8 protein-coding genes are annotated in these 26,363 nt (G+C 75.8%); 4 read left to right on the forward strand and 4 right to left on the reverse strand.

The genetic code is table 11. The annotated features are described in order from the left end of the window. Positions 1-4: 4 nt before the first annotated feature. The 3 genes from GA0070622_RS23555 to GA0070622_RS23565 all read right to left on the reverse strand — a co-directional run bounded on the left by GA0070622_RS23555 (position 5) and on the right by GA0070622_RS23565 (position 4,550). The gene (locus GA0070622_RS23555) at positions 5-2,467 is read right to left on the reverse strand and encodes a sensor histidine kinase (protein ID WP_141561900.1); all 2,463 of its coding nucleotides are present in this window, start codon (positions 2,465-2,467) and stop codon (positions 5-7) included. A gap of 179 nt (positions 2,468-2,646) precedes the next feature. Then, positions 2,647-3,108 carry a helix-turn-helix transcriptional regulator gene (locus tag GA0070622_RS23560; RefSeq protein ID WP_091578767.1) on the reverse strand — a complete coding sequence of 154 codons (462 nt, stop codon included), beginning with the start codon at positions 3,106-3,108 and terminating at the stop codon, positions 2,647-2,649. A 167-nt stretch (positions 3,109-3,275) separates the two neighbouring features. After that, complete coding sequence (locus tag GA0070622_RS23565) at positions 3,276-4,550, reverse strand: cytochrome P450 (protein WP_091578770.1); 1,275 nt, start codon at positions 4,548-4,550, stop codon at positions 3,276-3,278. Between the two features lie 172 nt (positions 4,551-4,722). Here GA0070622_RS23565 and GA0070622_RS23570 point away from each other — a divergent pair, with 172 nt between their 5' ends. Further along, entirely contained in the window at positions 4,723-5,769 is a 1,047-nt protein-coding gene (locus tag GA0070622_RS23570) for a zinc-dependent alcohol dehydrogenase family protein (RefSeq protein WP_091578773.1), read from the forward strand. A gap of 63 nt (positions 5,770-5,832) precedes the next feature. Here GA0070622_RS23570 and GA0070622_RS23575 read toward each other — a convergent pair whose 3' ends face one another. Continuing rightward, the gene (locus GA0070622_RS23575) at positions 5,833-9,063 is read right to left on the reverse strand and encodes an alpha-2-macroglobulin family protein (RefSeq protein WP_091578776.1); all 3,231 of its coding nucleotides are present in this window, start codon (positions 9,061-9,063) and stop codon (positions 5,833-5,835) included. Positions 9,064-10,054: 991 nt separating this feature from the next. Between GA0070622_RS23575 and GA0070622_RS23580 the strand changes: the two genes are divergently transcribed. The 3 genes from GA0070622_RS23580 to GA0070622_RS23590 are packed head-to-tail and all read left to right on the forward strand — an operon-like array spanning position 10,055 to position 26,324. Next, positions 10,055-22,024 (forward strand): non-ribosomal peptide synthetase/type I polyketide synthase, encoded by an 11,970-nt coding sequence (locus GA0070622_RS23580; protein ID WP_176710567.1) that lies wholly within the window; start codon positions 10,055-10,057, stop codon positions 22,022-22,024. Continuing rightward, positions 22,021-25,272: a non-ribosomal peptide synthetase gene (locus tag GA0070622_RS23585; protein WP_091578783.1), complete on the forward strand. Its 3,252-nt coding sequence runs from the start codon at positions 22,021-22,023 to the stop codon at positions 25,270-25,272. Before GA0070622_RS23580 ends, GA0070622_RS23585 begins: the two co-directional genes overlap by 4 nt. Further along, complete coding sequence (locus GA0070622_RS23590) at positions 25,269-26,324, forward strand: TauD/TfdA family dioxygenase (protein ID WP_091578786.1); 1,056 nt, start codon at positions 25,269-25,271, stop codon at positions 26,322-26,324. The genes GA0070622_RS23585 and GA0070622_RS23590 overlap by 4 nt, the downstream gene beginning before the upstream one ends. Positions 26,325-26,363 lie beyond the last annotated feature (39 nt).

Raw genomic sequence — 26,363 nt, forward strand, 5'->3', positions numbered from 1 at the left:
CGGGTCAGTGGGTGATCAGGTTGGCCCGGCGGCCGGCGACGCCGCGGGCGTACGCGGCCATGGCGGTGGCCACCCGGGCCGGGTCCCGGTGGTCGGTGGCCGGCCGGGGCGCCGGGACACCGCCGGGCACCAGGTGCTCCTGCGGCTGCCGCCGGGGCAGCCCGGAGGTGGTGGTGCCGGCGACCCGTGGCTCGTCGACCCGCGCCGCCGACTGCCAGGCGTCGTCCGCGGGACCGGACCACGGCGTGCCGTCGACGCCCGGCCGGTCGCCCTGGAACCAGTGGTTGACCTGCGCGAAGATCACCGGCTCCTCGGTCGGCGGGGCGCCGCCGCCGGGCGCGGCCCGGAACACCGGGGCGACCGGGAGCGCCCGCTCGGCGGCCGGTCCGCCGGCCCACGGCTGCGGCGCCGGCGGGGCGACGGGCGCGACGGTGGCCCGCCCGGGCGGGTACGCGACCGTGGTGCGTGCCGCCCGCCGGGACGGCCGCTCGGGGCTGAGCAGGAACTCCTCGGGCGGCAGCGGCCGGGTCAACGCGGCCGGGAGGGCCACCTCGGCGATGGTGCCGCGGCGTGGTCCGGACCGGAGCTGGACGGCCGCGCCCAGCCGGGTGGCGAGCTGCCCCACCACGACCAGCCCCATCGCCCGGACGGTGGCGACGTCGATGGCGGGCGGCCGGGCGAGCAGGTCGTTGAGCTGCTGCCGGCGGTGCGGGGGCAGCCCGACGCCCTCGTCGCTGATCTGGACGATCACCCGGTCGCCGAGGCTGCGGCCGGTCACCCAGGCCTCGGTGGCCGGCGGGGAGTAGCCGGTGGCGTTCTCCATCAGCTCGGCGAGCAGGTGCACCACCTCGTCGACGGACTCGGCGGCGACCGCGACGTCGCCGTCGACCAGGCCGAGGCGGATCCGGGCGTAGTGCTCGATCTGGCTCTGCGCGGCCTGGAGCACCTGGGGCAACGGCACGTCGTGGTGGCGTACCCGGCCGACGCCCACACCGCCCAGTACGAGCAGGCTGGCGTTGATCCGGCCCATCCGGGTGGCGAGGTTGTCCAGCGCGTAGAGCTGGTGCAGCCGGTCGGGGTCGGTCTCGTCCCGCTCGACCCGGTCCACCTGGGCCAGCACCGCGTCGACCAGACGCTGCTCCCGGCGGCTGAGGTGGATGAAGATCTCCGCGGTGTTGGCCCGCATCACCGCCTGCTCCGCCGCCGTCCGCACGGCCGCCCGATGCACCGCGCTGAACGCCTGCCCGACCTCGCCGATCTCGTCGTCGCCGGAGACCTCCAGCGTGTCGACGGCCTGCCGGCGGGCCAGCTCGTCCGGGTCGACCGAGGCGCTGTCCGGTTCCTGGAGCCGGGCCACCACCTGGGGCAGTCGCTCGAACGCGACCGCGTTCGCCGCGTCCCGCAGCCGCCGCAGCCGCCGGGTGATCTGGCGGGCCACCGCCCAGGTCACCAGCGCGGTCAGCAGCAGGGCCAGCACCGTGGCCGCGGCCTCGACGACGGTGCGCCGCCGCTGGTCCGTGTGGGCCGCGCGGATGTCGTCGAGCACCGTCCCGTCGACCCGCAGGCGCAGCTCGGCCAGGCGTACCGCCCACTGCTGGGTGGCGGTCAGCCAGGTCCCCAGATCCAGCTCCAGGCGGTCGCCCGCCGCCGTGCGGGCCACCTGGTCCAGCAGCCGTTGCAGCCGCAGCGCGCTCTCGCCGCTGCCGGCCTGCTCCCACCAGCCCTGCCAGGCCGGCCGGGCCAACGCCAGGAACGCGAGGCTCGCCTCGGTGACACCGGTCCGGGCGGCGGTGATGTCCTGCTGCAACGCGGGCGTCACCTGGCCGGCGGTGACCGCCCGCAGCACCGCCACCTGCTGCTGGCCGACCGCCTCGGCCACCTTGGACAGCGCGGCCGAGGCCCGGATGCCGTCCGCGATCCGCGGGTTGACCACGCCGAGGGTGACGCTCTCGCGCAGGCCGAGCAGGTCGGCGATGACGATGCGGTAGCTGAACGTCATGGCCGACACCGAGGCGCGCTCGGCGGTGCGCACCTGGGCGCGCAGCGGGGCGAGGCTGTCCAGCGCCGCGTCGATCCGCGGCAGCACGGCCCGCTCGGCGGCGGCGCCGGACGGCACCTCGGCGCGCCGGCGACGGTAGCCGGCGACCGCGGCGTCGGTGGCCGTGGTGGCGTCGGCGAAGGCGTCCTGCTGCTCCGGGGCGCCCCGGGTCAGCAGGTCGGCCGCGACGATCCGTTCGTACTGCAACCGGTGGGCCAGGTCCCCGGCCTCGGCGCCGAGCTGGGCCAGCAGGCCGAGGTCGCTGGCGCGGGAGGTCTGCCGGGCGCTCTCGGTGAGGGCCAGGCCGGCGAAGCCCATCACGGCGACGAGCGGCGCGGCCACGATGAGGCGCATCCGGCCGCCGATCCGCCACCGGCGGCGGCGGGTCGGGTAGGGTCGGGCCGCGTGGGACCTCGTGCTCGACGCCACTGCTGACTCCCCGCACTGATCGGCAAAGTTCTATCTGCATTTGCGGATTGCACGTCCCATTGCGCCGGACGACGTGCGCGGAGGCCAGACCCGCTCGTGGTACAAACAGGCCGTACCAGCATCTGTACCCGGAGTTGGCGACGCCGGGGGCGTACCCGGGGATCCGGAGGCGGCGGAGGTCAGTGCCGGCCGGCCGCCGACGGCGGTTGGCCCTCCGACCCGGGTTGTGCGAGCACCTGGCCGATCAGCTCCCGCAGCTCGTCGATGGCCGCCACCACGGCCTGCGGATCGCGGGGGTCGCGCCGCGGAGCCGGCGGCGGACCGGCCGGCTCCCAGCCCGCCACCTCAGCCGACCGCGGCCCCCGCCGCCCGTCCGCGGCCAACTGCTCCGCCGCGACGCGCGGCCACAGGTCCGCCAGCCGACCGCCGGTGGCGAGCACCTCGTCGCACCGGACGGCGAACTCCTGGCTGCCGAAGCGCCGGCCCGACTCGACCGCCGCGACCGTCTCCCGGCTGAACCGCACCCGCTCCGCCAGCGTCCGCTGGGTCAGGCCGCGTCGCGTCCGCCAGCGGCGCAGCTCGGCCCGGAACTGCCGGCTGGCGGCGGCGGGATCGGCGTTCGACGCGGGCGTGCGATCCATGTGCTCACCTTCGCGACGCCGGAGCGGCGCCGGCAGCAGATCGAGGGCGGGTGATGACTGGGCGTTCGCAGGGGGTCATTCTTAACCCACGGACGCGCGGGTGTGAAGACACGACTGCGCTCCGTGTCCGTCGACGGTGGCCGGTCGACGTCCCCATCGGCGCGCGGTCACGCCGCCGGACGCGACTCGGAGCGCACCGCCGGATCCACCACCACGGGCAGGCCACGGTGCGCGCGGAAGGCCAGGTTGGGCCGGAAGACGCGGTCACCGCGAGGCGCCGGACGCAGACCGGGCAACGCCGAGGCGAGGCGGGTGAGGGCGACACCCGCCTCCAGCCGGGCCAGCGCCGCACCGATGCAGAAGTGCGGCCCGTGCCCGAACGAGAGGTGGTCGTGCGCGTCCGGCCGCCCCGGGTCGAACCGGTCCGGGTGCCGGAACACCGACGGGTCCCGGTTGGCGGCGCCGATCAGCAACAGGCACCGCGCGCCGACCGGTATCGTGACGCCACCGAGCGTGACCGGCCGGTTCGTGATCCGCAGCCAGCCGTCGATGGCAGGCGCGAAGCGCAGCGTCTCGGCGAGGAAGGCCGCGACCTCGTCGGGCCGCTCGGCGAGCGCCCGCCACCGGTCCGGGTCGGCCAGCGCGTGGTCGAGGGCGTGGGCGAGCAGCCCGGCGGTGGTCTCGTGACCGGCCACCAGCAGGTTGAACACGATGCTCGACACCTCGGCGACGGTGAGGACCGCGTCGTCGCCACCGCGGTACGCCAACAGCTCGTCCACGTAGTCGTCACCGCCTCGACCGTTCGCGCCGTGGTCGTCGAGCCGGCGCCGGACCAGGTCCTGGCAGTAGCGCCAGAACTCCAGCAGCCCGCCCGCCAGACGGACCTGCTCGGCCGGGTCCGGCCGCCCCCAGACCAACGCGATCTGCCCGTCCGCCCAGGCCCGGATCCGGGGCACGTCCCGGGCGGGCACGCCGAGGATGTCGAGCAGCACCAGCAGCGGCAGCTCGGCGGTGAACCCGGTGACCAGGTCCACCCGCTCGCCGGCCCGCGCGGCCAGCCGCGCCACCAGCTCGTCCACCCGGCGCCGGACGATCCGCCCGTACCGCTGCTCGACCCGCTCGGTCGTGTTGGCGAACGTGACGCGCAGCGCCCGACGGGTGCGCGGGTGCACCGGCGGGTCCGCCGCGGCCGTGGTGGGCGGGGCGTCGATCTCGGCGACCAGCGCCAACGCCTCGGGGCACATGTCGTAGACCGGGGCGAGCGTGAGGGCGTTGCCGAACGTACGCGCGTCGGCGAGCGCCCGCCGCACGTCGGCGTGCCGGGTGATCAGCCACAGCCCCAGCTCGTCGTCGTGGTGCACCCCGCCGCCGTCGGCCAGCAGTCGCGCCCACACGCCGGACGGGTCGGTGAGATAGGCCCCCGTGAACGGATCCAGTCGCATGGCCGCCTCCTGACGTACCGGTCACTTTCCTTACCGTGCGCTATCGGACGAACACGCGTCAACATCCGTGGACATCGATATATTTCTGCCGCTCCCGCGCAATCTGCACCCCGCCCCTTGCCCCCTGCGCCTCCCTTCCGGCGGTGAGGGGCGGGGGTGGCAGGATCGGGAGGTGCGCGCGGTGGTGATCGAGGAGTTCGGGGTGGCGCCGGAGGTCCGGGAGGTGCCGGATCCGGCGCCGACGCCCGACGGGGTGGTCGTGCGGGTCGCTGCGACCGGGCTCTGCCGCAGCGACTGGCACGGCTGGCAGGGCCACGACCCGGACATCCGCCTGCCGCACGTGCCCGGGCACGAGTTCGCCGGCGTGGTCGTGGCCGTCGGCGCGGAGGTGCGCGGCTGGCGGCCCGGCGACCGGGTCACCGCGCCGTTCGTCTGCGCCTGCGGACGCTGCCCCTCCTGCCTCGCCGGCGACCAGCAGGTCTGCGAGCGGCAGACCCAGCCCGGCTTCACCGGCTGGGGGTCGTTCGCCGAACACGTGGCCGTGCGCGACGCCGACGTCAATCTGGTCCGGCTGCCGGACGACCTGGACGACCTCACCGCCGCCGCGCTGGGCTGCCGGTTCGCCACCGCGTTCCGGGCCGTGGTCGGGCAGGGCCGGGTGGCCGCCGGGGAGTGGGTGGCCGTACACGGGTGCGGTGGGGTCGGCCTGTCCGCGGTGATGATCGCGGCGGCGAGCGGCGCCCGGGTGGTGGCGGTCGACGTGGCGCCCGCCGCGCTGGAGCTGGCCCGGCGCTGCGGGGCCGCGGTCTGTCTCGACGGCGCCGCGCTGGGCGGCCCCGGCGCGGTGGCCGCCGCGGTCCGCGAGGCGACCGGCGGCGGCGCGCACCTCTCGCTCGACGCGCTGGGCAGCGACGCCACCTGCGTCGCCTCCGTCGAGAGCCTGCGCCGGCGGGGTCGGCACGTGCAGGTCGGGCTGCTGCCCGCGGCGCAGGGCCGGCCCGCCCTGCCGATGGACCTGGTGATCGCGTACGAACTGGAGCTGCGCGGCAGCCACGGCATGCCGGCGCACGCCTACCCGGAGATGCTGCGCCTGGTCACCGCCGGGGTGCTGCGCCCCGGCGAGCTGGTCACCCGCACCATCGACCTCGCGGCGGCGCCGCAGGCGTTGGCCACCATGGACCGTCCGACCGCCGCCGGGATGTGCCTCATCCGTCCCTGACACGACCGCGGGCCGGCCCGACGTCGGGAAACCCCGACGCGGACCGGCCCGCGACCGACCGGCTCAGTCCGTCACGGTCACCGAGACGGTACGGGGCGGCTGCTGGTACTGCCCGTGGTTGTCCATGCCGCGGATCGTCACCGTGTACGTGCCGGCCGGGATGACCGGTGACGTGTACGCGAAGTTCGACCCCGGCGAGCCCGGGCTGGTGAGGAACGCCGCGATCCACGGGTAGTTGCCCGCCGTGCCCGGCTTGCTGAACGTGCCGGACGCGTTCATCCCCTGCCCGGCGGTGTTCGCGATCTGCAGCTCCACCCGCTGCATCCCGACGTCGTCGACCGCCCGGCCGCTCACCACGATCCGGCCGCCGGTGTAGGCCTGCCCCTCGACCGGGGTGACGCTCGGCTCCAGCCTCGGGTCCAGGTCACCCGGGTAGACGAGGTACCGGGCGGTGGCGCCGGTGGTCGACCCGTCCTGCTGCCCCGCCGTGTCCACGGCCCACGCCTCCACGGTGAACGTGCCCTTGGTGGGCAGGTCGATCGCGAGCGTGAACGCGGTGCTCGTCGCGCCGGGCGCGGCCAGCGTCGCGTCGACGGTGGCGAACGCCGCCGCCATCGTGCCGTTGGGCTGCACGTACCGGCCGGTGTCCAGGTCGCGCAGCGCCACCCGGACCGCCCGTACGCCCTTGTCGTCGGTGGCGCTGCCGCTCAGGTCGAGGTGCAGCCGGTCGACGTCCTGGTTCACGCCGGTGAAGCTGAGCAGCCCGTTCGGGAAGGCGTCGCCGGGCACCTGGGCGGTGACGGTGAGCCGGCCCAGGTTGCCGGTGGACGTGGTCAGGCCCAGCTTGTCGGTGGCGCGTACCCGGAAGTCGTAGACGCCCGGGGTGAGCGGCACGGTGGTGAAGGACCAGTCGAACGTCGCCGCGTCGAGGTTCAACGGGGAGATCCGGTGGTACGCGGCCACCGAGTCGGCCCCCCAGGTGCCGTCCGCCGCCAGCGCCTCGCGGGTGGTGTTGTTGCGCAGGTAGATCTCGACCGACTTCAGGGCGTCGTCGTCGCTCGCCCGGCCGGCGAACGTGACCGTGGCGCCCGGCGCGACGGTCAGCGGCGCGGCGGCGGTCGGCGGCGTCATCGCCACCGGCGCGGTGATCGCCACGGTAGGCGGGACGCCGGTCGCGGAGACCGTCCAGTCCCGGGTGTCGCCGCGCAGGTCGCTCTGCCCGGCGGTGTCGACGGCGGTGGCGGCCATCCGCCACTGCCCCTCGGCCGGCAGCGTCACCTCGAACTGCCAGGTGGTGGAGACCGCGCCGATCACGTCCGGCTCACCCCGGAAGGTGTTGTAGACCGGCGCGACGGTGCCGTCGTCCTGCAGGTAGCGGTTGTCCGAGGTGCGGAACGAGTAGACCAGCGCGTTGACGCCCTTGTCGTCGGTGGCGGTGCCGGTCGCGACGAAGCTCTTCGTCGCGAGCAGGCCGGCGACCGGCGAGCTGATCCGGGTCGACGGCGGCAGGTCGTCGAAGCGGAACGCCTCGATCTTCTTGATCGCCTTGGTGGTGTCGCCGGCCTTGTTCCGGTCGAACGTCTTCGCCTGCAACTGGTATTCGCCGGCGGGCAGGGACACCGGCAGGGTCCACGTGGTGGAGGTCGCGTTCGGGCTGGCCAGCGTCGCGAGGACACTGTTCGACGCGCCCCAGGTGGTCAGGTCGTCCTGGAGGTACTTGCGACTCCTGCGGTCCTGGATCTCCACCTGGACCTTGGCCACGCCGGCCGGGGCGAGCGCCTGGCCGCCGATGGCGAAGGACTCGCCGGCCTGCTTCACCGCGCCCTCGATCGGCGTGGTGATGGTGGTGTCCAGCGGCGCCGGCGCGGGCTCCCTGGACAGGTCGAAGAACGCGACCCGGCCGGTGGTCTTGCCACCCTTGGTGTTGCCGTCACCGCCGACGAGCAGGCCGCGCGAGGTGGCCAGCATCGCCTTCTCCCCCTCGTACGAGTTGGAGCCGGGGTTCCACTCCAACGCCGTGCCGGTGATCGGGTCCAGCGCGCCGAGGTGGTCGCGGCGCACCACCTGGTCGCCGAGGCCGTAGCCGCTGAGCCCCTGACCGGTGCCGTAGCCGACGTTGTCCAGGCCGGGCCACGGCACGTTCGAGGTGGGCGACTCCTGCCAGCTGAAGTGCCCGCCGACGTAAACGGCGGTGGCGGTGATCGCGACGGAGTAGATGCTGTCGAAGTGCCGCGAGATCCAGAGCGGCTCGACGTGGTCGTTCCCGGTCAACGGGTACGCGATGGCGGTGTCGTTGATCGGCGGACGGTCGCCGCCCGAGCCGCTGGTGACCACGAAGTACGAGTCGTCCGGCGCGATGTCGCCGCCGAAGACCCGCTGGATCCCGCCGACGAAGGACAGGTTGTCCTCCCACAGCCGGGTACGCCAGGGCAGCAGGGCCTTGCTGGCCGTACCGATCAGGGCCACGCCGTAGCGGTCCTGCCCGGCGATCTGCCGCCCGGTGTGCACGACCAGCAGCTTGCTGCGGTCGTGGGTGAGCTTGAGCTGCTGCACGGTGAGCATGCCGCCCACCCCGATGCCGCCGGTGAGCGGCAGGTTGAACGCGGTGTCGACCGCGCCGCTGGTGGGGTTGAGCGCGACCAGGCCGCTGCGGGCGACGCCGTTGACGGTGGCGAACTGACCACCGACGTAGACGGCGGTGGGGCTGACGGCCAGCGCGGTCCCCCGCGCGCTCGCGTTCGCGGTGAACGCCGCGACCGGCGCGCCGGTGGTCGGGTTGAGCCGGGCGATCTTGCGCTTGGTGACCCCGTTGATCGTGTTGAACGAGCCCGTGATGTAGAGCGAGGACCCGTCCGGCGACGCCTCCACGGCGGCGACCGCGCCGTCGATGGTCGGCCGGAAGCCGGTGTCCACCTTCCCGGTGTCCAGGTTGTACGAGGCCAGCGACTTCTGGGCGATCGCCGTCCCGCCGACGTTCGCGATCGAGGTGAAGGTGCCCGCGATGAAGACGCGGTTGCCGATCACCTCGATGTCGGTGATCTCGCCGTTGGTGATCTGCGGCGTGTCGGTGCGGGGCGTGGACGGCACCAGCCGGGTGTCCCCGGGGGTGATCTGCGCCCTGGTGGCGACCGTACGGGCGGCGCCGATCGCCGCGCTGCCACCCAACGTCTCCGCGCCGCCGCGCCCGGTGGCGCCGGCGTCCCGGACGGTGACGGTGCCGGCGATCGCCGGCACTCCGGCCACCACGACCGCGCCGGCGGCGAGCACCGCGACCGCGCGACTCCAAACTCGCATCGAGACAACTCTCCCTGTCCGCCGGGACGGCGCCCTCGGGTGGTTCCCGAGTCCGTCCGTCCGCGTGCCGGACGTCACCGTAGGAGGCAAGGACTTCTCGCGATACGCCGCCGCACCGGTAATCGACCGCCAGACATCAATTCCGCCCACACCGGTGGCCCCCCTCCACCGATCGGCCACCCCACCCCACCCCACCCACCCCGTCGATCATGAAGTTGACCGCTCGATCCGCCCGTTTTGTCGCCGCCAACCTCATGATCGACGCCACGGTGGCGGGTGAGGTGGCGCGACCGTGGGTCGGGGGGTCTCCGGGGGAAGGAGGAGCTGGGGCGTGCGGGGTGACGGGCAGACGACTGACGGAGTGTCAAATGTCGACCGAAAACGGGGGCGGAAAGTGCTCCGCAGAGGGCGCGGATATCCGACCGGGCGGCGCGCGCGACTGCGCAATTGTCGACACAATCGCCGGAGAACGGCGTGATCGGCTCCGGCACGCAGATCACCGGTCTGGCCGCCGGGCCGGCGCGAGGATTCCTCGTGACGGTATGCCATCGAAGATCACCCTGTCAACGATCCACATCAGACGCGGACTGAGCTGCTGAAACGTCCGCCAACGCGCCCACATAGACGTCATCGCCGCACGCATCAGGCAAATCCCTCCACAGTGCGGTGGAGGTGGCGGGAAAGGCGATGACCGACACGGGCGACATCACGGCGGTGGGCGACACGGGTGGCGACCGGGCCGGGTCGCAATCGCATTTCTTACCGGCGCGCGGGAATTGGCCGAACGTGCCGCCCCGGTCACCGAACGCACCGACTGCCGACACGATTCGGGGATCGGCGGGTGAAGATCGACGGTGACATGATGGGCGAGGTTCCCATCGAGGAATCCTGATCTTTTCCCACTATCCGGCTGACCGCACGGTCCGGCGCGGCGGCTGCCCGCGCCCGGATGCGGCCACCTCACGGCCGGGCAGCGACGAAGGCGGAGGCGATGACGGACGTCCTGCGGACCCGGAGACCGGTGACCGCCCCACCGGCACGGCCCGACTCCGACCGGCCCGCGCCGGCCACGGCCGCCCAGCGCCAGATGTGGCAGTTGGACCGACTCGACCCGGGCTCGGCCGCCTACCTGGTGCCGCTGGCCTACCGGCTGCACGGCCCGCTCGACGTGGCGGCCCTGTCCGCCGCGCTCGACGACCTGGTGGCCCGGCACGCGGCGCTGCGCACCACGCTCGCCCGACCGCAGGCACCCGCCGGACAGCCGACCGGGCCGGGCGACGACGATCCGACCCGGGTCGTCCAGGTGGTGCACGCGCCGCGCCCCGGGCTGCTGCGGGTGCACGACCTCAGCGGCCTGCCGAGCTGGCAACGCGACCGGGAGGTCCGGGCCCGGCTCCGGGCCGCCGCGCGTGACCCGCTCGACCTGGTACGCGGACCGGTGCTCCGGGCCGACCTGCTGCGGTGCGCGCCGGAGGAGCACGTGCTCCTGCTGACGATCCACCACGTCGCCGTCGACGAGTGGTCGCTGGGCATCCTCCACGAGGAGTGGGAACGGCTCTACGCCGCACACCGCGCCGGGGTGCCGGCCGGGCTCGACCCGGTCACGCACGACTGCCGCGACCACGCGCTGCGGCAGCGGGACTGGCTCGCCGGGGCGGAGGCGGCCGAGCAGCTCGACTACTGGCGCGGGCAGCTCGCGGGCGTTCCGGCGGCGCTCGACCTGCCCACCCGGGGGCCACGCCCGGCGGTGCCGTCCGACGCCGGCGCCTCGCTGAGCGTGCCGCTGGACGTACCGGCCGAGGCGCTGGCCGCGTTCTGCCGGCAGGCGCGGGTGTCGCCGTACATGGTGTTGCTGACCGTGCTGCACGTCCTGCTGGCCCGGTGGACCGGCGAGCGGGACGTGGTGGTCGGCACGCCGGTGGCCGGCCGGCGCGGCCCGGAGACGCGGCAGCTCGTCGGCCTGCTGCTCAACACCGTGGCGATCCGCGCCCGGCTGGACGACGACCCGTCCTTCGCCACGCTGGTGGAGCGGGTACGCACCGCCGTGCTGGACGCGCTGAGCCGGGAGGAGCTTCCCTTCTCCACCGTGGTGGAGACGCTGCGCCCGCCCCGACGGGCCGGCTTCAGCCCGCTGTTCCAGGTGATGTTCGTGCACGGCCGGGAGGCGGCCCCGCCCCGCCTGGACGGTCTCGAGGTCAGCGCCGTGGAGGTGCCGCCCGCCACCGCGAAGTTCGACCTCACCGTGGCCGTACGGGAGAACGAGCAGGGTCTGCGGACCGTGCTGGAGTACCGCACGGAGCTGTTCGACGACGACGCGATGGCCCGACTCGCCGGGCACTTCCAGACGCTGCTGGCGTCGCTGCTCGCCGACCCGGGGGCGCCGGTCGGCTCGGCCGCGATGCTCACCGTCGAGGAGCACCGCCGGCTGGTCGAGGAGTGGAACCGCACCGCCACGCCGGACGAGCCGGACGAGCTGGTCCACACGCTGATCGAGGAGCAGGCCCGGCGTACCCCCGACGGGGTGGCGGTGACCGACGGCGAGGCCGCGCTGAGCTACCGGGAGCTGCACGACCGGGCCGAGTCGCTGGCGGAGACGCTGCGCGGTCGGGGCGTGGGCGTCGGCGCCCTGGTCGGGGTGCTGCTGCCGCGCGCGGCGCCGTTCACCGTGGCGGTGCTGGCGGTGCTGCGGGCCGGCGCCGCCTACGTGCCGCTGGACCCGGCCAACCCGCCCGCCCGGCTGCGCCACCTGATCGGGGACACCGCCGCTCCGGTGGTGCTCACCTGCGCCGAGCTGGCACACCTCGTACCCGGGGACCGGGCGCTGCTGGTGCCGGGGCCGGAAGCGCCGGCTACGGGGGCCGGGCCGGCGCGCGGCGGCGGGCCACGACGGCGGGCGCGTCGCCGGCCCACGCCGTCGGCCGACGAGCTGGCCTACGTCATCCACACCTCCGGTTCGACCGGCCACCCCAAGGGCGTGATGGTCACCCACCGGGGTGTGGCGAACTACGTGCGCTGGGCCGCTCAGGCGTACCGGCTGCGGCCGGGCGACGTCGTCCCGCTGCACTCCTCGGTCGGGTTCGACCTGACCGTGACCAGCCTGCTGGTGCCGTTGGCCGCCGGCGCCACGGTCCGAATGATCGGCGAGCACCTCGGCCCGGCGGCGCTGGGCGAGGCGCTGCGCGACACCGCCACGCCGTTCGGCCTGGTCAAGATCACTCCGGCCCAGTTGGAGCTGGTCACCCACCAGCTGCGCCCGGACGAGCTGGCCGGGCGGACCCGGTGCTTCGTGATCGGCGGCGAGAACCTGCGCGCCGACCAGGTGGCGCCGTGGCGGCGGCACGCGCCGGAGACCGCGCTGGTCAACGAGTACGGCCCGACCGAGACGGTGGTCGGCTGCGCCGCGTACGAGGTGGAGCCCGGCACGCCCGCTGACGGTTCGGTGCCGATCGGCCGGCCGATCGCCAACACCGCGCTGCACGTGCTCGACGCGTGGGGCAACCCGGCGCCGGTGGGCGTGGCCGGCGAGCTGTACGTGGGCGGCGCCGGGGTGGCGCGCGGCTACCTCGGCCAGCCGACCGTCACGGCCGAGCGGTTCCTCCCCGACCCCTTCGCCGGGACGCCGGGCGCGCGGCTGTACCGCACCGGCGACCTGGTCCGCCGCCGGCCCGACGGCGTCCTGGAGTACCTGGGCCGCACCGACCGGCAGGTCAAGGTGCGCGGCTACCGGGTGGAGTGCGGCGAGATCGAGGCGGCGGTCCGGCGGCACCGGCCGGACGTCGACGTGACCGTCCAACTGCGCCACGACGACCCGGCCGACCCCCGGCTGGTCGCGTACCTGGCCGGCGGCGGGACCGGTCCGGCCGAGCTGCGGGCCGCGCTCGCCGCCGAGCTGCCGTCCTGGCTGGTGCCGGACGCGTTCGTCCGGCTCGACGCGCTGCCGCTGACCGGCAACGGCAAGGTGGACGCCGACGCGCTGCCCGCGCCCGGCCCGGCGGCGGCCGTCCCGCCCGCCTCCACGCCCGGCCCGGCGGCGGCCTCGCCGTCCGCCGGCCCCGCGCCCTCCGCCGGCACCGTCGCGCCGGTCCCGCCCGTCCGGTGGGACGGCGACCGGGTACGCCTGGAACGGCTGGTCGCCGAGGTGTGGCGGGAGGTGCTCGGCGTCGACGAGGTCGGCGTCCGGGACAGCTTCTTCGACCTCGGCGGGCACTCGATGCGGCTGCTGGCCGTGCTCGACCGGCTGCGCGCCCGGCTCGGTGACGTGCTCACCGCCACCGACCTGTTCCGCCACCCCACCGTCGAGTCGCTGGCCGCGTACCTGGTCTCGGGGACGACGACCGGGGCGGAGCCGGAACCCGCGCCGCAGGCCCCGCCGCGCGCCGGCGCCGCGGTGGCCGCCGGTTCGGCGGAGGCGCTGGTCGCCGTCGTCGGCATGGCCTGCCGGTTCCCCGGGGCGCGCACGGTCGACGAGTTCTGGGCCAACATCCGCGACGGGGTGGAGTCGGTCCGCGAGTTCACCGTCGAGGAGATGCTCGCCGACGGCGCGGACCCGGCCCGGATCGACGACCCGGCGTACGTGCGCGCCGGCACCCACCTGCCCGGCATCGACGAGTTCGACGCGGCGTTCTTCGGCTTCACGCCCCGGGAGGCGGAGACGCTCGACCCGCAGCACCGGCTGCTGCTGGAGTGCGCCTGGCACGCCCTGGAGCACGCCGGGCACGACCCGTCCCGCCACCCCGGCCGGGTCGGCCTGTTCGCCGGCTCGGGCCGCAGCTCCTACCTGCTCGACCACCTCAACGGCCGGCCGGAGCTGACCGGCGCGCTCAGCGAGCACCAGATCTCCCTCGGCAACGACAAGGACTTCCTGCTCAGCCGCGTCGCCTACCAGCTCGACCTGACCGGTCCGGCGGTCACCGTGGCCACCGCCTGCTCCACCTCGCTGGTGGCCGTGCACCTGGGCCGGCAGAGCCTGCTGGCCGGCGAGTCGGACGTGGTCCTGGCCGGCGGCGTCAGCGTCTTCCCGGCCCAGCGGCGCGGCTACCTGCACCACGACGGGGGCATCTACTCCCCCGACGGGCACTGCCGGCCGTTCAGCGCCGAGGCGCGCGGCAGCATCGAGTCCAGCGGCGTGGGCGTGGTGGTGCTCAAGCGGCTGGCCGACGCGCTGGCCGCCGGCGACACGGTCTACGCGGTGATCCGCGGCTCGGCGATCAACAACGACGGGGCCCGCCGCACGGGCTACACCGCGCCGGGCGTCGCCGGGCAGGTCGAGGTGATCAGCAGCGCGCTGGCCGCCGCCCGGGTGGACCCGCGCTCGGTGGGCTATGTGGAGGCGCACGGCACCGGCACCACGCTCGGCGACCCGATCGAGGTGGCCGCGCTGACCGAGGCGTTCCGGCGCGGCACCGACGAGCGTGGCTTCTGCGCGCTCGGCTCGGTCAAGGCGAACATCGGGCACACCGACGCCGCGGCCGGGGTGGCCGGCCTGATCAAGACCGTGATGGCGCTGTGGACGCGGACGCTGCCGCCGACGATCAACGTGGAGCGTCCCCACCCGGGCATCGACTTCGCGTCCGGCCCGTTCCGGCTCGACGGCGCGGCCCGGCCGTGGCCCGGCGACGGTCCGCGCCGGGCCGGGGTCAGCTCGTTCGGCATGGGCGGCACCAACGCGCACGTCGTCCTGGAGGAGCCGCCGGCGTCGCCGGTCGCGCCGCCGGCCCCGCCCGCGCCGGGGCCCCGGCTGCTGACGCTGTCGGCGCGTACCCCGGCCGCGCTGGAGAGCGCCACCCGGCAGCTGCGCGACCACCTCGACGCCCACCCCCGGGTGGTGCTCGCGGACGTCGCGGCGGCGCTGGGCCGCCGGGCGGCGATGCCGCACCGCCGGTACGTGGTCGCGGCGGACCGCGCCGACGCGGTGGCCGCGCTCGACGCCCCGCAGCGCCAGTTCACCGGCGTCCACCCGGGTGGCCGGCGGACGCTGGCGTTCGCCTTCCCCGGCCACGGCGCCCAGCACGTGGCGATGGGCGCCGGGCTCCACCGGGCCGAGCCGACCTACCGGGCCGTGGTGGACGAGTGCGCCGAGCTGCTCGGCGGCGACCTGGCCCGGGACCTGCGGGCCGTGCTGTGCCCGGAGCCGGGCGGGCACGCGGTGGCGGAGGAACTGCTGGCCCGCCCCCGCCTGGTGCAACCGGCGCTGTTCGTGACCGGCTACGCGCTGGCCCGGACGCTGCTGGCGCGCGGCGTCACACCGGACGTGATGGTCGGTCACAGCCTCGGCGAGTACGTGGCCGCCTGCCTCGCCGGGGTGTTCTCCCTGGACGACGCGCTGCGCCTGGTACGGGTCCGGGGCGAGCTGGTGGAGCGGACGCCGGTCGGCGCGATGCTGGCGGTCGCGCTGCCCGAGTCGGCGGTGACCGCGCTGCTCGACGAGGGCGTGTCGCTGGCCGCGGTGAACGCCCCGCGGCTGTGCGTGGTCTCCGGCGACCCGGCGGCGGTCGGCCGGGTGCGGGAGCGGCTCACCGCCGACGGTGTCGTCTGCCGCCCGCTGCGGGTGGCCCGCGGCTACCACTCGGCGCTGCTCGACCCGGTGCTCGACGAGTTCGCCGCGCACGCCGCCCGGGTGCGGTACGCCGAACCCGAGCGCCCCTACCTGAGCAACCTGACCGGCGGTCCGGTCACCCCGGGGCTGGTCACCGACCCGGCGTACTGGGTGCGGCACCTGCGCGAGCCGGTCCGCTTCGCCGCGTCGGCCGCGTTCCTCGCCGAGCAGGACGCGACGGTGGCCGAGGTGGGGCCCGGGAACGCCCTCGGCGGCCTGGTCCGGCTGGCCGGGCTGCGGCCGGCGCAGGCGGTGGCGATGATGCGGCACCCCCGCGCCGAGGCCGACGACGTCGGCACGCTGCTCGACGCGGTGGGCCGGCTCTGGCTGACCGGGGTGCCGGTCGACCTGGAACGGTTCCCCGGCGACGGGGACCGGCGGCTGCCGTTGCCCGGCTACCCGTTCGAGCGACACCGCTACTGGATCGCGCCGGCGCCCCGGCCCGGCGCGGTCGCCCCGACGCCGCTCGCGACGCCGGCCGAGGCGCCGGTGGCCGCGCCGGCGGACACCGGCAACCGGCCGGAGCTGGGCACCGCGTACGTCCCGCCGGCCACGCCCGCGCAGGAGTGCGTGGCGGAGATCTGGTCGGACCTGCTCGGCATCCGGCCGGTCGGCGCGCACGACGACTTCTTCGCGCTGGGCGGCCACTCGCTGCTCGCCACCCAGGTGGTGGTGCGGCTGCGGGACCGCCTCGGCGTCGCGGTGCCGCTGGAGACGGTCTTCGCCCGACCCACCGTCGCCGGTCTCGCCGCGGCGTTGCCCGCCGGCACCGCCCCCGCGCCCACCGCGACCACCGAGGACGGCGCCGCGGCCGGGTCCGCGACCGGGGCCGGTGGCGCGGCAACGCCACCGGCGCCGGTCGCCCCGGCGGCGACGGCGCTCGCGCGCATCCCCCGCGCCGATCCGGACGCCGGACCCGCGCCGCTCTCCTCCGGGCAGCACCGGCTGTGGTTCCTCGACCAGGCGTACGCGCAGAACGCCTACACCGTCGGCACCACGCTGCTGCTGGAGGGCGTGCTCGACCGGGACGCGCTGCGCACGGCGCTGGCCGGGCTGGTGCGCCGGCACGAGGCGCTGCGGACCGTGTTCCCGATCGGGCCGGACGGCGACCCGGTGCAGCGGGTGCTGCCGGCCGGGCCGGTGGAGCTGCCGGTCGTCGAGGCCCCGGCGGAACCGGACGCGCCGGCGCCCGTCAGCATCGTCGAGCCGGCCGTGGCCGAGGCGGTCCCCCGCTGGGTGCACGCCGCCCTCGCCGCCGACGTGCGGCGACCGTTCGACCTGGCCACCGGCCCGCTGTTCCGGGCCGTGCTGCTGCGCGTCGCCGACGAGAAGCACGTGCTGTCGCTGACCATGCACCACGCGGTCTCCGACGGCTGGTCGCTGGGCGTGGTGGCCCGGGAGGTGGCCGCCGGGTACGCCGCCGCCCGCGCGGGACGGCCCGACCCGCTCCCCGAGCTGGCCGTCCAGTACGGCGACTACGCGCGCTGGCAACGCGACCGGCTGGCCGACCCGGACAGCGCGGACCTGCGGTACTGGCGCGCGCAGCTCGACGGGGTGGCCGCCGTGCTGGAGCTGCCCACCGACCGGCCCCGCCCGCCGGTGCAGACGTTCGACGGCGCGGTCCGCACGCTGGTCCTGCCCCGGGAGACCGCCGACCGGCTCCGCCGGTTCAGCCAGGAGCACGGCGCCACGCTGGCGATGACGCTGCTCGCCGCGTTCAAGGCGGTGCTGTGGCGCTGGACCGGCCAGCGCGACGTCTGCGTCGGCATGCCGGTCGCCGGCCGGGTCCGGGCCGAGCTGGAGCCGATGGTCGGCTTCTTCGTCACCATGCTGCCGCTGCGCACCGTGCTCGACGGCGAGTGGACCTTCACCGAGCTGCTCCGGCAGGTCCGGCGCACCGCGCTGGGCGCGTACGACCACCAGGAGGTGCCGTTCGAGCGGCTGGTGGACCTGGTCGACGCGCCCCGGGACCTGAGCCGCAACCCGCTGTTCCAGGTGATGTTCAACCTGCTCAACGTGCCGGAGCAGCGGGACGTGGACGCGGCCGGCGTGCGGATGACCCCGTTCGCGGTGGAGCCCGGGATCGCCCAGCAGGACCTGGCGCTGTACGCGTACGAGGTGGCCGAGGGGCTGCGGTTCCGGCTGGAGTACAACACCGCGCTCTTCGACGCGGGCACCGCCGAGCGGATGATCGGCCACCTGGACACGCTGCTCGCCGCGGCGGTCGCCGACCCGGGCGCCCGGCTGGCGGAACTGCCGGTGCTGACCGCCGCCGAGCTGGCCCGGTTCGCCGAGTGGAACGACACCGCCACGCCGACGGCGTGGGACGCCGCGCCGGACCGGGTGCCGACCCTGGTCGACCTGTTCGCGCACCAGGTGGCCACGAACCCGGACCGACCGGCCGTGACGTTCGGCGGGACCACGCTCAGCTACGCCGCGCTCGACGCCCGGGCCAACCGGCTCGCGCACCGGCTGCGCCGGGCCGGCGTCGGGCCGGACGTGCCGGTCGCGGTCTGCCTGCCCCGCTCGGCCGAGCTGCCGGTCGCGCTGCTGGGCGTGCTGAAGGCGGGCGGCGCGTACGTCCCGGTCGATCCGGAGTATCCGGTGGAGCGGCAGCGGTACGTGCTGACCCACAGCGGCGCCACGGTGCTGGTCACCGACGCGGCGCTGGCCGACCGGTTCGCCGGCTTCGCCGGCGCGGTGGTGACCGCCGGCACGGCCGACGGGCCGGACACCGCTCCCCCGGTGACGGCCGGGCCGGACCACCTGGCATACCTGATCTACACCTCCGGATCGACCGGCCGGCCCAAGGGCGTCCGGGTGACCCACGGCGCGGTGGTCAACACGCTCGCCGCGATGCGCGAGCGCCCCGGTCTGACCCGCGACGGCACCATGCTGGCGATGGCCAGCTTCGCCTTCGACATGTCCGTGCCGGAGCTGTTCCTGCCGCTGGTGGTCGGCGCCCGGATGCTGCTGGTCGACCGGGACGTCGCCTACGACGCGGCCCGCCTCGCCGCGCTGCTCGACGCCGAGGGCGTCACGCTGGCCCAGGGCACGCCGACGACCTGGCGACTGCTGATCGAGTCGGGGTGGACCGGCACGCCCGGGCTGACCGCCGTCTGCGGCGGCGAGGCGGTGCCCGCGCCGCTGGCCCGGCAGCTCGCCGAGCGGGTCGACGCGCTGTGGAACCTGTACGGGCCGACCGAGGCCGCCGTGTGGGCCACCATGGACCGGATCACGCCGGACGAGACCCGGCCCACGATCGGCCGTCCGATCGGCAACATGCGGGCGCTCGTGCTCGACGCGCGGCTCGCTCCGGTGCCGGTCGGCGTGCCGGGCGAGATCTACCTGGGCGGGCCGGGGCTGGCCCGCGGCTACCACGACGACCCGACGCTGACCGCGCAGCGCTTCGTCCCCGACCCGTACGGCGACGGGCGGCTCTACCGCACCGGCGACCTCGGCCGCCGGCTGGCCGACGGGCGGATCGAGTTCCTCGGCCGGGGCGACTCGCAGGTCAAGGTGCGCGGGTTCCGGATCGAGCTGGGCGAGATCGAGGCGGCGTTGCGCCGGCACGACGCGGTCCGCGACGCGGCCGTGGTGGTCCGCGAGGACGCGGGCGAGAAGGCCGTGGTGGCGTACCTGACCCTGACCGGCAGCCCGGAGCCGGACACCTCCGGCGAGGTGACCGCCGACTTCGCCGCCGACCCGGCGCCGTGGCGGGCGTTCGTGCGCACCTGGCTGCCGGACTACATGGTGCCGTCGGCGTTCGTGCCGCTGGACCGGATGCCGCTCAACGCCAACGGCAAGGTCGACCGGTCGGCCCTGCCCGCGCCCCGCCGCGAGCGCGCCGAGGTCGGCGCAGGCACGCCGGACACGCCGCTGCGGGAGGCGCTGGCGCGGCGCTGGGCGGAGGTGCTCGGCTACGAGCGCGTCGGCATCGACGACGATTTCTTCGACCTGGGCGGCGACTCGTTCCGCGCGATCAAGGCGCTGGCCGGCACCGACCCGGCGATCAGCGTGCTCGACCTGTTCCGGCACCCGACCATCCGCGGGCTCACCGCGCACCTGGCCGAGACCGGCGGTTCGGCCGGCCGGCTGCTGCACGAGCTGACCCCGGCCCGGCCGGGCACGCCGACCACGCTGACGCTGCTCTGCGTACCGTTCGGCGGCGGCAGCGCGATCACCTTCCAGCCGCTCGCGGACGCCCTGCCGGCCGGGGTGTCGCTGTACGCGCTGGAACGCCCCGGGCACGACCTGAACCGCCCGGACGAGCCGATGCTCGACCTGGACGAGCTGGTGGACCGCTGCGTGGCCGAGGTGGTCGGACAGATCACCGGCCCGGTGGCCGTGTACGGGCACTGCGTGGGCGGCGCCGAGGCGGTCGAGCTGGCCCGCCGGCTGGAGGCGGCCGGCGTCGAGGTCACCGGCGTGGTGATCGGCGCGCACTTCCCCGCCCCCCGACTGCCCGGCCGGGTGTTCGGCTGGCTGCGCCGGTGGTTCCCGGTGGAGCGGTGGGCGTCGAAGCGGCGGACGCTGGAGTCGCTGCGTGCGATGGGTTTCTTCACCGAGGTCTTCGACTCCGCCGAGAAGGACTTCGTGATGCGGGTGGTCCTGGCCGACTCGGCCCGGGGCGAGGACTACTACACCGACGTGTACGCGCGGGGCCTGCCCCGCAAGCTGTCCGCGCCGCTGGTCTGCGTGGTCGGCAGCGGCGACCGGGCCACCGAGCTCTACCAGGAGCGCTACCTGGAGTGGGAGTTCTTCGCCGACCAGGTGTCGCTGGAGGTGATCGAGGGCGCCGGCCACTACTTCGCCAAGCACCAGCCGGCCGAGCTGGCCGACGTCATCCTGACGCACTGCGCCACCGCGCCGGACGCCGCCAGCACCGGACCCGCGCCGGACGCCGCCACCGCCGGACCCGCACCGGCGGACCCGGCCCGGCCCGCCGCCGGACCCGCAGAGGCACGGGCGTCCCGGACCGCCCCGGCCCCGGCGGACGTCCCGGCGCGGCGGACGGCGACCCCCAGCCTGGCGGTGTTCTACCTGGTCGCGATCGGTCAACTGGTCTCGCTGATCGGCAGCGGCCTGACCGCGTTCGGCATGGGCCTGTGGGTCTACCAGCGGACCGGGTCGGTGTCGCTGTTCGCCACCGCCACCGTGCTGGCGCTGCTGCCGGCCGTGGTGCTCTCCCCGATCGCCGGCGCGCTGGCCGACCGGTGGGACCGCCGAAGAATCATGGTCCTCGCCGACTGCCTGGCCGCCACCGGCACGGTCAGTCTCGCGTTGCTGCTCTGGTTCGGCCAGTTGCGCCTCTGGCACATCCTCACCGCGATCACCGTCACCGCCGTGGCCACCGCCTTCCAGCAACCCGCCTACCAGGCGGCCGTCACCCAGCTGGTGCCCAAGCGCTACTACGGGCGGGCCAACGGCATCGTCTCGCTCGGCACCGCCACCAGCACCGTGCTGGCGCCGCTGGTCGGCGGCGCGCTGGTCCTCGCCGTCGGACTGCGCGGCATCGTGGTGATCGACCTGGTCACGTTCGTCGTGGCGGTGACCGTCACGCTGTCGGTCCGCTTCCCCGACACGCTCTTCGTCCGGCGGGAGGAGCCGTTCCGCCGTGAGGTGCTGGGCGGCTGGCGGTTCATCGTCCGCCGGCACGGTCTGGTCGCCCTGGTCGTCCTGGTGGCGTCGCTGAACTACTTCTTCGCCATGGTCGAGGTGCTGGTCACCCCGCTCACGCTCTCCTTCGGCGACCCGGCGGTGCTCGGCCGGGTGCTCGCCGCCAGCGGCGTCGGCATGGTGGTCGGGTCGGTGCTGATGGGCGTCTGGGGCGGCACCGCCCGGCGGACCACCGGCATCCTGGCCAGCGTCGTGCTGCTCGGCGTCTCACTCCTCACCGTCGGGCTGCGGCCGGACCCGTTTTTCCCCGCCCTCGGGCTGTTCGGCATGGGCCTGGCCACCGCCCTGGTGAACACGCACTGGCTGGCGATCGTGCAGGCCAAGGTGGGCCTGGAACTCCAGGGCCGGGTGCTGGCCATGGCGCAGATGCTGTCCTGGCTGATGGTGCCGGCCGGGTTCCTCAGCGCCGGCCCGCTGGCCGAGCACGTGCTCGCCCCGCTGGCCCGGCCGGACGGCCCGCTCGCCGGGCTGGTCGGCACCGGTCCGGGGCGCGGCATGGCCCTGGCCGCGATCCTGGCCGGCCTCTGCGCGCTGGCGCTGGCCGCGGGCGGCATCGCGTACCGGCGGATCCGGCGGCTGGAGGACGAGTTGCCGGACAACGACCCGGGCAGCGTCGTGCTGACCGACAAGGACCGCATCCAGGAGGAGGCGGACCGTCGCCTCGCCGCCGTGGGTGGTTCCCGGTGAGCGCGCCCGCCCGGCCCGCCGGACCGACCCGCCGCGCCGCCACCCGGCGGGCCGGGGGCGGCACCACCGTGGACTGTCTGCACCGGATGGTCGCCGCCCAGGCGGCCCGGACCCCGGACGCGGAGGCGGTCCGGCGCGGCGAGACCACGCTCTCCTACCGGGACCTCGACGAGGCGGCGAACCGGCTGGCCCGGGTGCTGCTGGCGCGCGGCGTCGGTGTCGGCGACCGGGTCGGCGTCTGCCTGCCGCGCACGCCGGAACTGGTGGTCGCGCTGCTGGCCGTGCTCAAGGCCGGCGCCGCGTACGTGCCGCTGGACCCGGCCTACCCGGCGGCCCGGGTGGCGTTCATGACCGCCGACTCCGGGGCGCGGCTGGTGCTGACCCGGGCCGGGCTGGCCGACCGGTTCGCCGGCCCGACCGTACTCGTCGACCGGCTCGACCCGGACGGCGACGGCACCGACCCGGCGACGCCGGTGACACCCGGGGATCTGGCGTACGTCATCTACACCTCCGGATCCACCGGGCGACCCAAGGGCGTCGCCATCGAGCACCGCTCGGCGTCGGTGCTGCTGCACTGGGTCCGGCAGACCTTCGACGACACCGAGCTGGGCGGGATGCTCGCCGCCACCTCGGTCTGCTTCGACCTGTCCGTCTTCGAGATCTTCGGCCCGCTGGCCTGGGGCGGCCGGGTGGTGCTGGTCGACGACGTGCTGGCGCTGGCCGCGCCCGACGCGGACCGGCTGCCGGTGACGCTGGTCAACACCGTGCCGGCGGCGATGGGCGAGCTGCTCACCGCCGGGGCGCTGCCGCCGGGCGTGCGTACGGTCTGCCTGGCCGGCGAGCCGCTGACCGCCGCGCTGGCCGCCCGGGTGTGGGCCCGCCCGCACGTCCGCCGGCTGTGCAACCTCTACGGCCCGTCCGAGGACACCACGTACTCGACCTGGGCCGAGGTGCCGCCGGACGAGACGGAGCCGCCGATCGGCCGGCCGCTGCCGGGCACCCGGGCGTACGTGCTCGACCCGGACGGGCGGCCGTTGCCGCCCGGCGAGGCGGGCGAGCTGTACCTGGCCGGCGCCGGACTGGCCCGCGGCTACCTGGACCGGCCGGCGGAGACCGAGGCCCGGTTCCGGCCGGACCCGTTCCGCCCGGGCGAGCGGATGTACCGCACCGGGGACCGGGTCCGGCTGCGCCCGGACGGGCAACTGGCCTACCTCGGCCGGTTGGACGACCAGGTGAAGCTGCGCGGCTACCGGATCGAGCTGGGCGAGGTGGCCGCCCGGCTCGCCGCGCTGCTCGGCGTACGCGAGGCGACCGCCGCCGTCCGGCCCGGCCCGAGCGGGGACCCGCTGCTGGTCGGCTACCTGGTCGGCGAGCGGCGCGACGACGTCCGGGCCCGTCTGGCCGAGGTGCTGCCGGGGCCGCTCGTGCCGGCCGCCGTGGTCTGGCTGGACCGGCTGCCCACGCTGCCCAACGGCAAGGTCGACCGGGCCGCCCTGCCCGCGCCGGCGCTCGGCGGTGACCCGGACGGCAGCGGTCCGGACGACGGGACGCTCGGCCCGACCGCCGTCGCGGTGGCGACGGTGTGGCGGGAACTGCTCGGGGTGCCGGTGACCGGCCCGGACGCCGACTTCCTCGCGCTCGGCGGCGACTCGCTGCTGGCGGTCCGCTGCGCCACCCGGCTGGCCGCCGCCACCGGCCGCCCGGTGCGCCCCGGTGACCTGTTCGCCCACCCGACGCTCGCCGCGCTCGCCGCCCACCTCGACGCGCCGCCCACCCCGGACGCCGACCCGACGGGTACGCCCGACGGCAGCGGCGCGGACCCGGCCGACGGCGTCCCCGCAGTCCCGGCCGACGGCGTCCCCGCGGACCCGGCCGACGCCGTCCCCGCGGACCCGGCCGACGGCGGGCCGGACGGCGGCGGGCCGGCGCCGCTCTCCCCCGCGCAGCGGCGGTTCTGGTTCCTGCACCGGCTCGACCCGGCCGACACGTCCTACCTGCTGGCGTTCGCGGTCCGCTTCGCCACCCCGCTGGACCCGGAGCGGCTGACCCGGGCGCTGCACCGGGTGGTCGACCGGCATCCCGCGCTGCGCACGGTCCTGCCCGCCGGGCCGGACGGTCCGGTGCAGGTCGTGCGGCCCGACGCCCACCCCGCTCCCACCGTCGCGCCGCCCGACCCGGGCGCCCCGCTCGACGACCGGCTCGCCCGGCTCGCCGCCCAGGTCACCCGTACCCCGATGGACCTGGCGGTGGGGCCGCTGCTGCGCGCGTGCCTGCTGCCCGACGCCGCCGGCCGGGCCGAGGCGTTGCTGCTGGTCGTGCACCACGCCGTCGCCGACGACTGGTCGTTCGGGGTGCTGGTACGCGACCTGGCGTCGGCCTACGACGACCCCGACGCGCCACCCGGTGAGCCGGCGCCCGGACCGGCCGCCGTCGCCGCCGCCCAGCGCGCCTGGCTGGCCGGGCCGGCCGGACGGCGGGCCGTCGACGAGCTGGTGCGTGAGCTGCACGGCGCCCCCACCGTGCTCGACCTGGAGGCGCGGCGGAAGGGCCGCCCGACGCGTCCGGGGACCCCGCTCGACGGTCGGGCGCTGCGGACCACAGTGGAGCCGGCGACCGTGGCCGCGGTACGCGAGCTGGCCCGCGCCCACCGGGCCAGCCTGCACATGGTCGGGCTGACCGCGTTCGCCGCCCTGCTCGGCGCCGCCACCGGCCGGGACGACCTGCTGGTCGGCGTCGCCTTCGCCGGCCGCACCAGCGTGGCCGCCGAGCAGAGCGTGGGCTGCCACGTCAACACGCTGCCGCTGCGCCTGCGACCGGCCCTCGACCGTTCGTTCGCCGACCTGCTCGCCGAGGCACGGCGGGTCACCCTGTTCGCCGCCGCCCGCCAGGACGTCCCGTTCGACCTGCTGGTGGAACGGCTGAACCCGGCCCGCCGGCCGCACCGCAATCCGCTCGTCCAGGTCGCGTTCGGGGTGCAGAACGCGCCGGCGGCCCGGCACCGCAGCGCCGTCGGCGGCGAGTTCACCGGCGTGGAGCTGACGCCGGACGCGGCCCGCCTCGACCTGACGCTCTGGCTGGACGACCGCCGGGGCGGGCTGGACGCGCTCTGGACCTACCGAACCGACCTGTTCAACCACGACGGGGTGGCGACGTGGCACCGCCGCCTCACCGCGCTGCTGCGCGCCGCCGCCGTCGACCCCGGGCGCAGTCTGGCCGACTGCGTCGACACCGCTGGGAGTGAGAGATGACCGATCAGACCCGGGTCGCACGGCCCGTCCCCCGTCGCGGCCGGGACCGGAACCTGGTGGACGTCCGGCCGGACTGGTCCGGCGGCCCGCTGCCGGCGCTGGTCCGCGCCAACGTCCCCGACGTCGACCTGGCCGGCTGGCTGGCCGGGCACCGCGCCGAGGTCGACGAGCTGGCCCGCCGCGCCGGCGCGGTGCTGTTCCGCGGCTTCGCCGTGGCCGGCGCCGACGACTTCCGCACCGTGATGGCGGCGCTCTCCGGTGACGTGCTGTCCTACGGCGAGCGTTCCTCGCCGCGCAGCCGGGTCACCGAGGGCGTCTACACCTCCACCGAGCACCCGGCCGACCAGCCGATCGTGCTGCACAACGAGCAGTCGTACACGGTCACCTGGCCGCTGCGCATCGTGTTCCACTGCGAGGTCGAACCGGCCGCCGGTGGGCGTACGCCGCTGGCGGACAGCCGTCGGGTGCTGGCCCGGCTGCGCCCGGAGACGGTCGCCGAGTTCGAGCGCCGTGGCGTGCTCTACCGGCGCAACTACCTGCCCGGGATCAGCCTGAGCTGGCAGACCGCGTTCCAGACCGACTCGCGCGCCGAGGTCGAGGCGTACTGCGCCCGCGCCATGATCGACGTGGAGTGGGTGGGCGAGACACAGCTGCGGACCCGGCAGGTCCGCCCGGCGGTACGCCGGCACCCGGTCACCGGCGAGCGGACCTGGTTCAACCACGCGCTGTTCTTCCACGTCACGTCGCTGCCCGAGGACGTCAGCGCCGGGCTGCGGGCCGCGCTGGCCGAGGAGGACCTGCCCTACCAGACCGCGTACGGGGACGGCACGCCGCTGCCGGACGACGTGCTGGCCGAGCTGCGCGCCGCGTACGCCGCGGAGACCCGCTCCTTCGCGTGGCGACAGGGAGACGTGCTGCTGGTGGAGAACATGCTCGCCGCGCACGCCCGGGAGCCGTTCACCCCGCCCCGGCGGATCCTCACCGCGATGTCCGACCCGGTCGCCGCGCCGGAGCTGACCACGACGGGACCGGTCACGGGCGGCGCGGCGTGAGCGCCCCGGGGCCGCGCCGGCGCGGCAGTGGTGGCACCG

It is taken from the genome of Micromonospora sediminicola (genome assembly GCF_900089585.1).
In the GTDB taxonomy this organism is placed as follows: domain Bacteria; phylum Actinomycetota; class Actinomycetes; order Mycobacteriales; family Micromonosporaceae; genus Micromonospora; species Micromonospora sediminicola.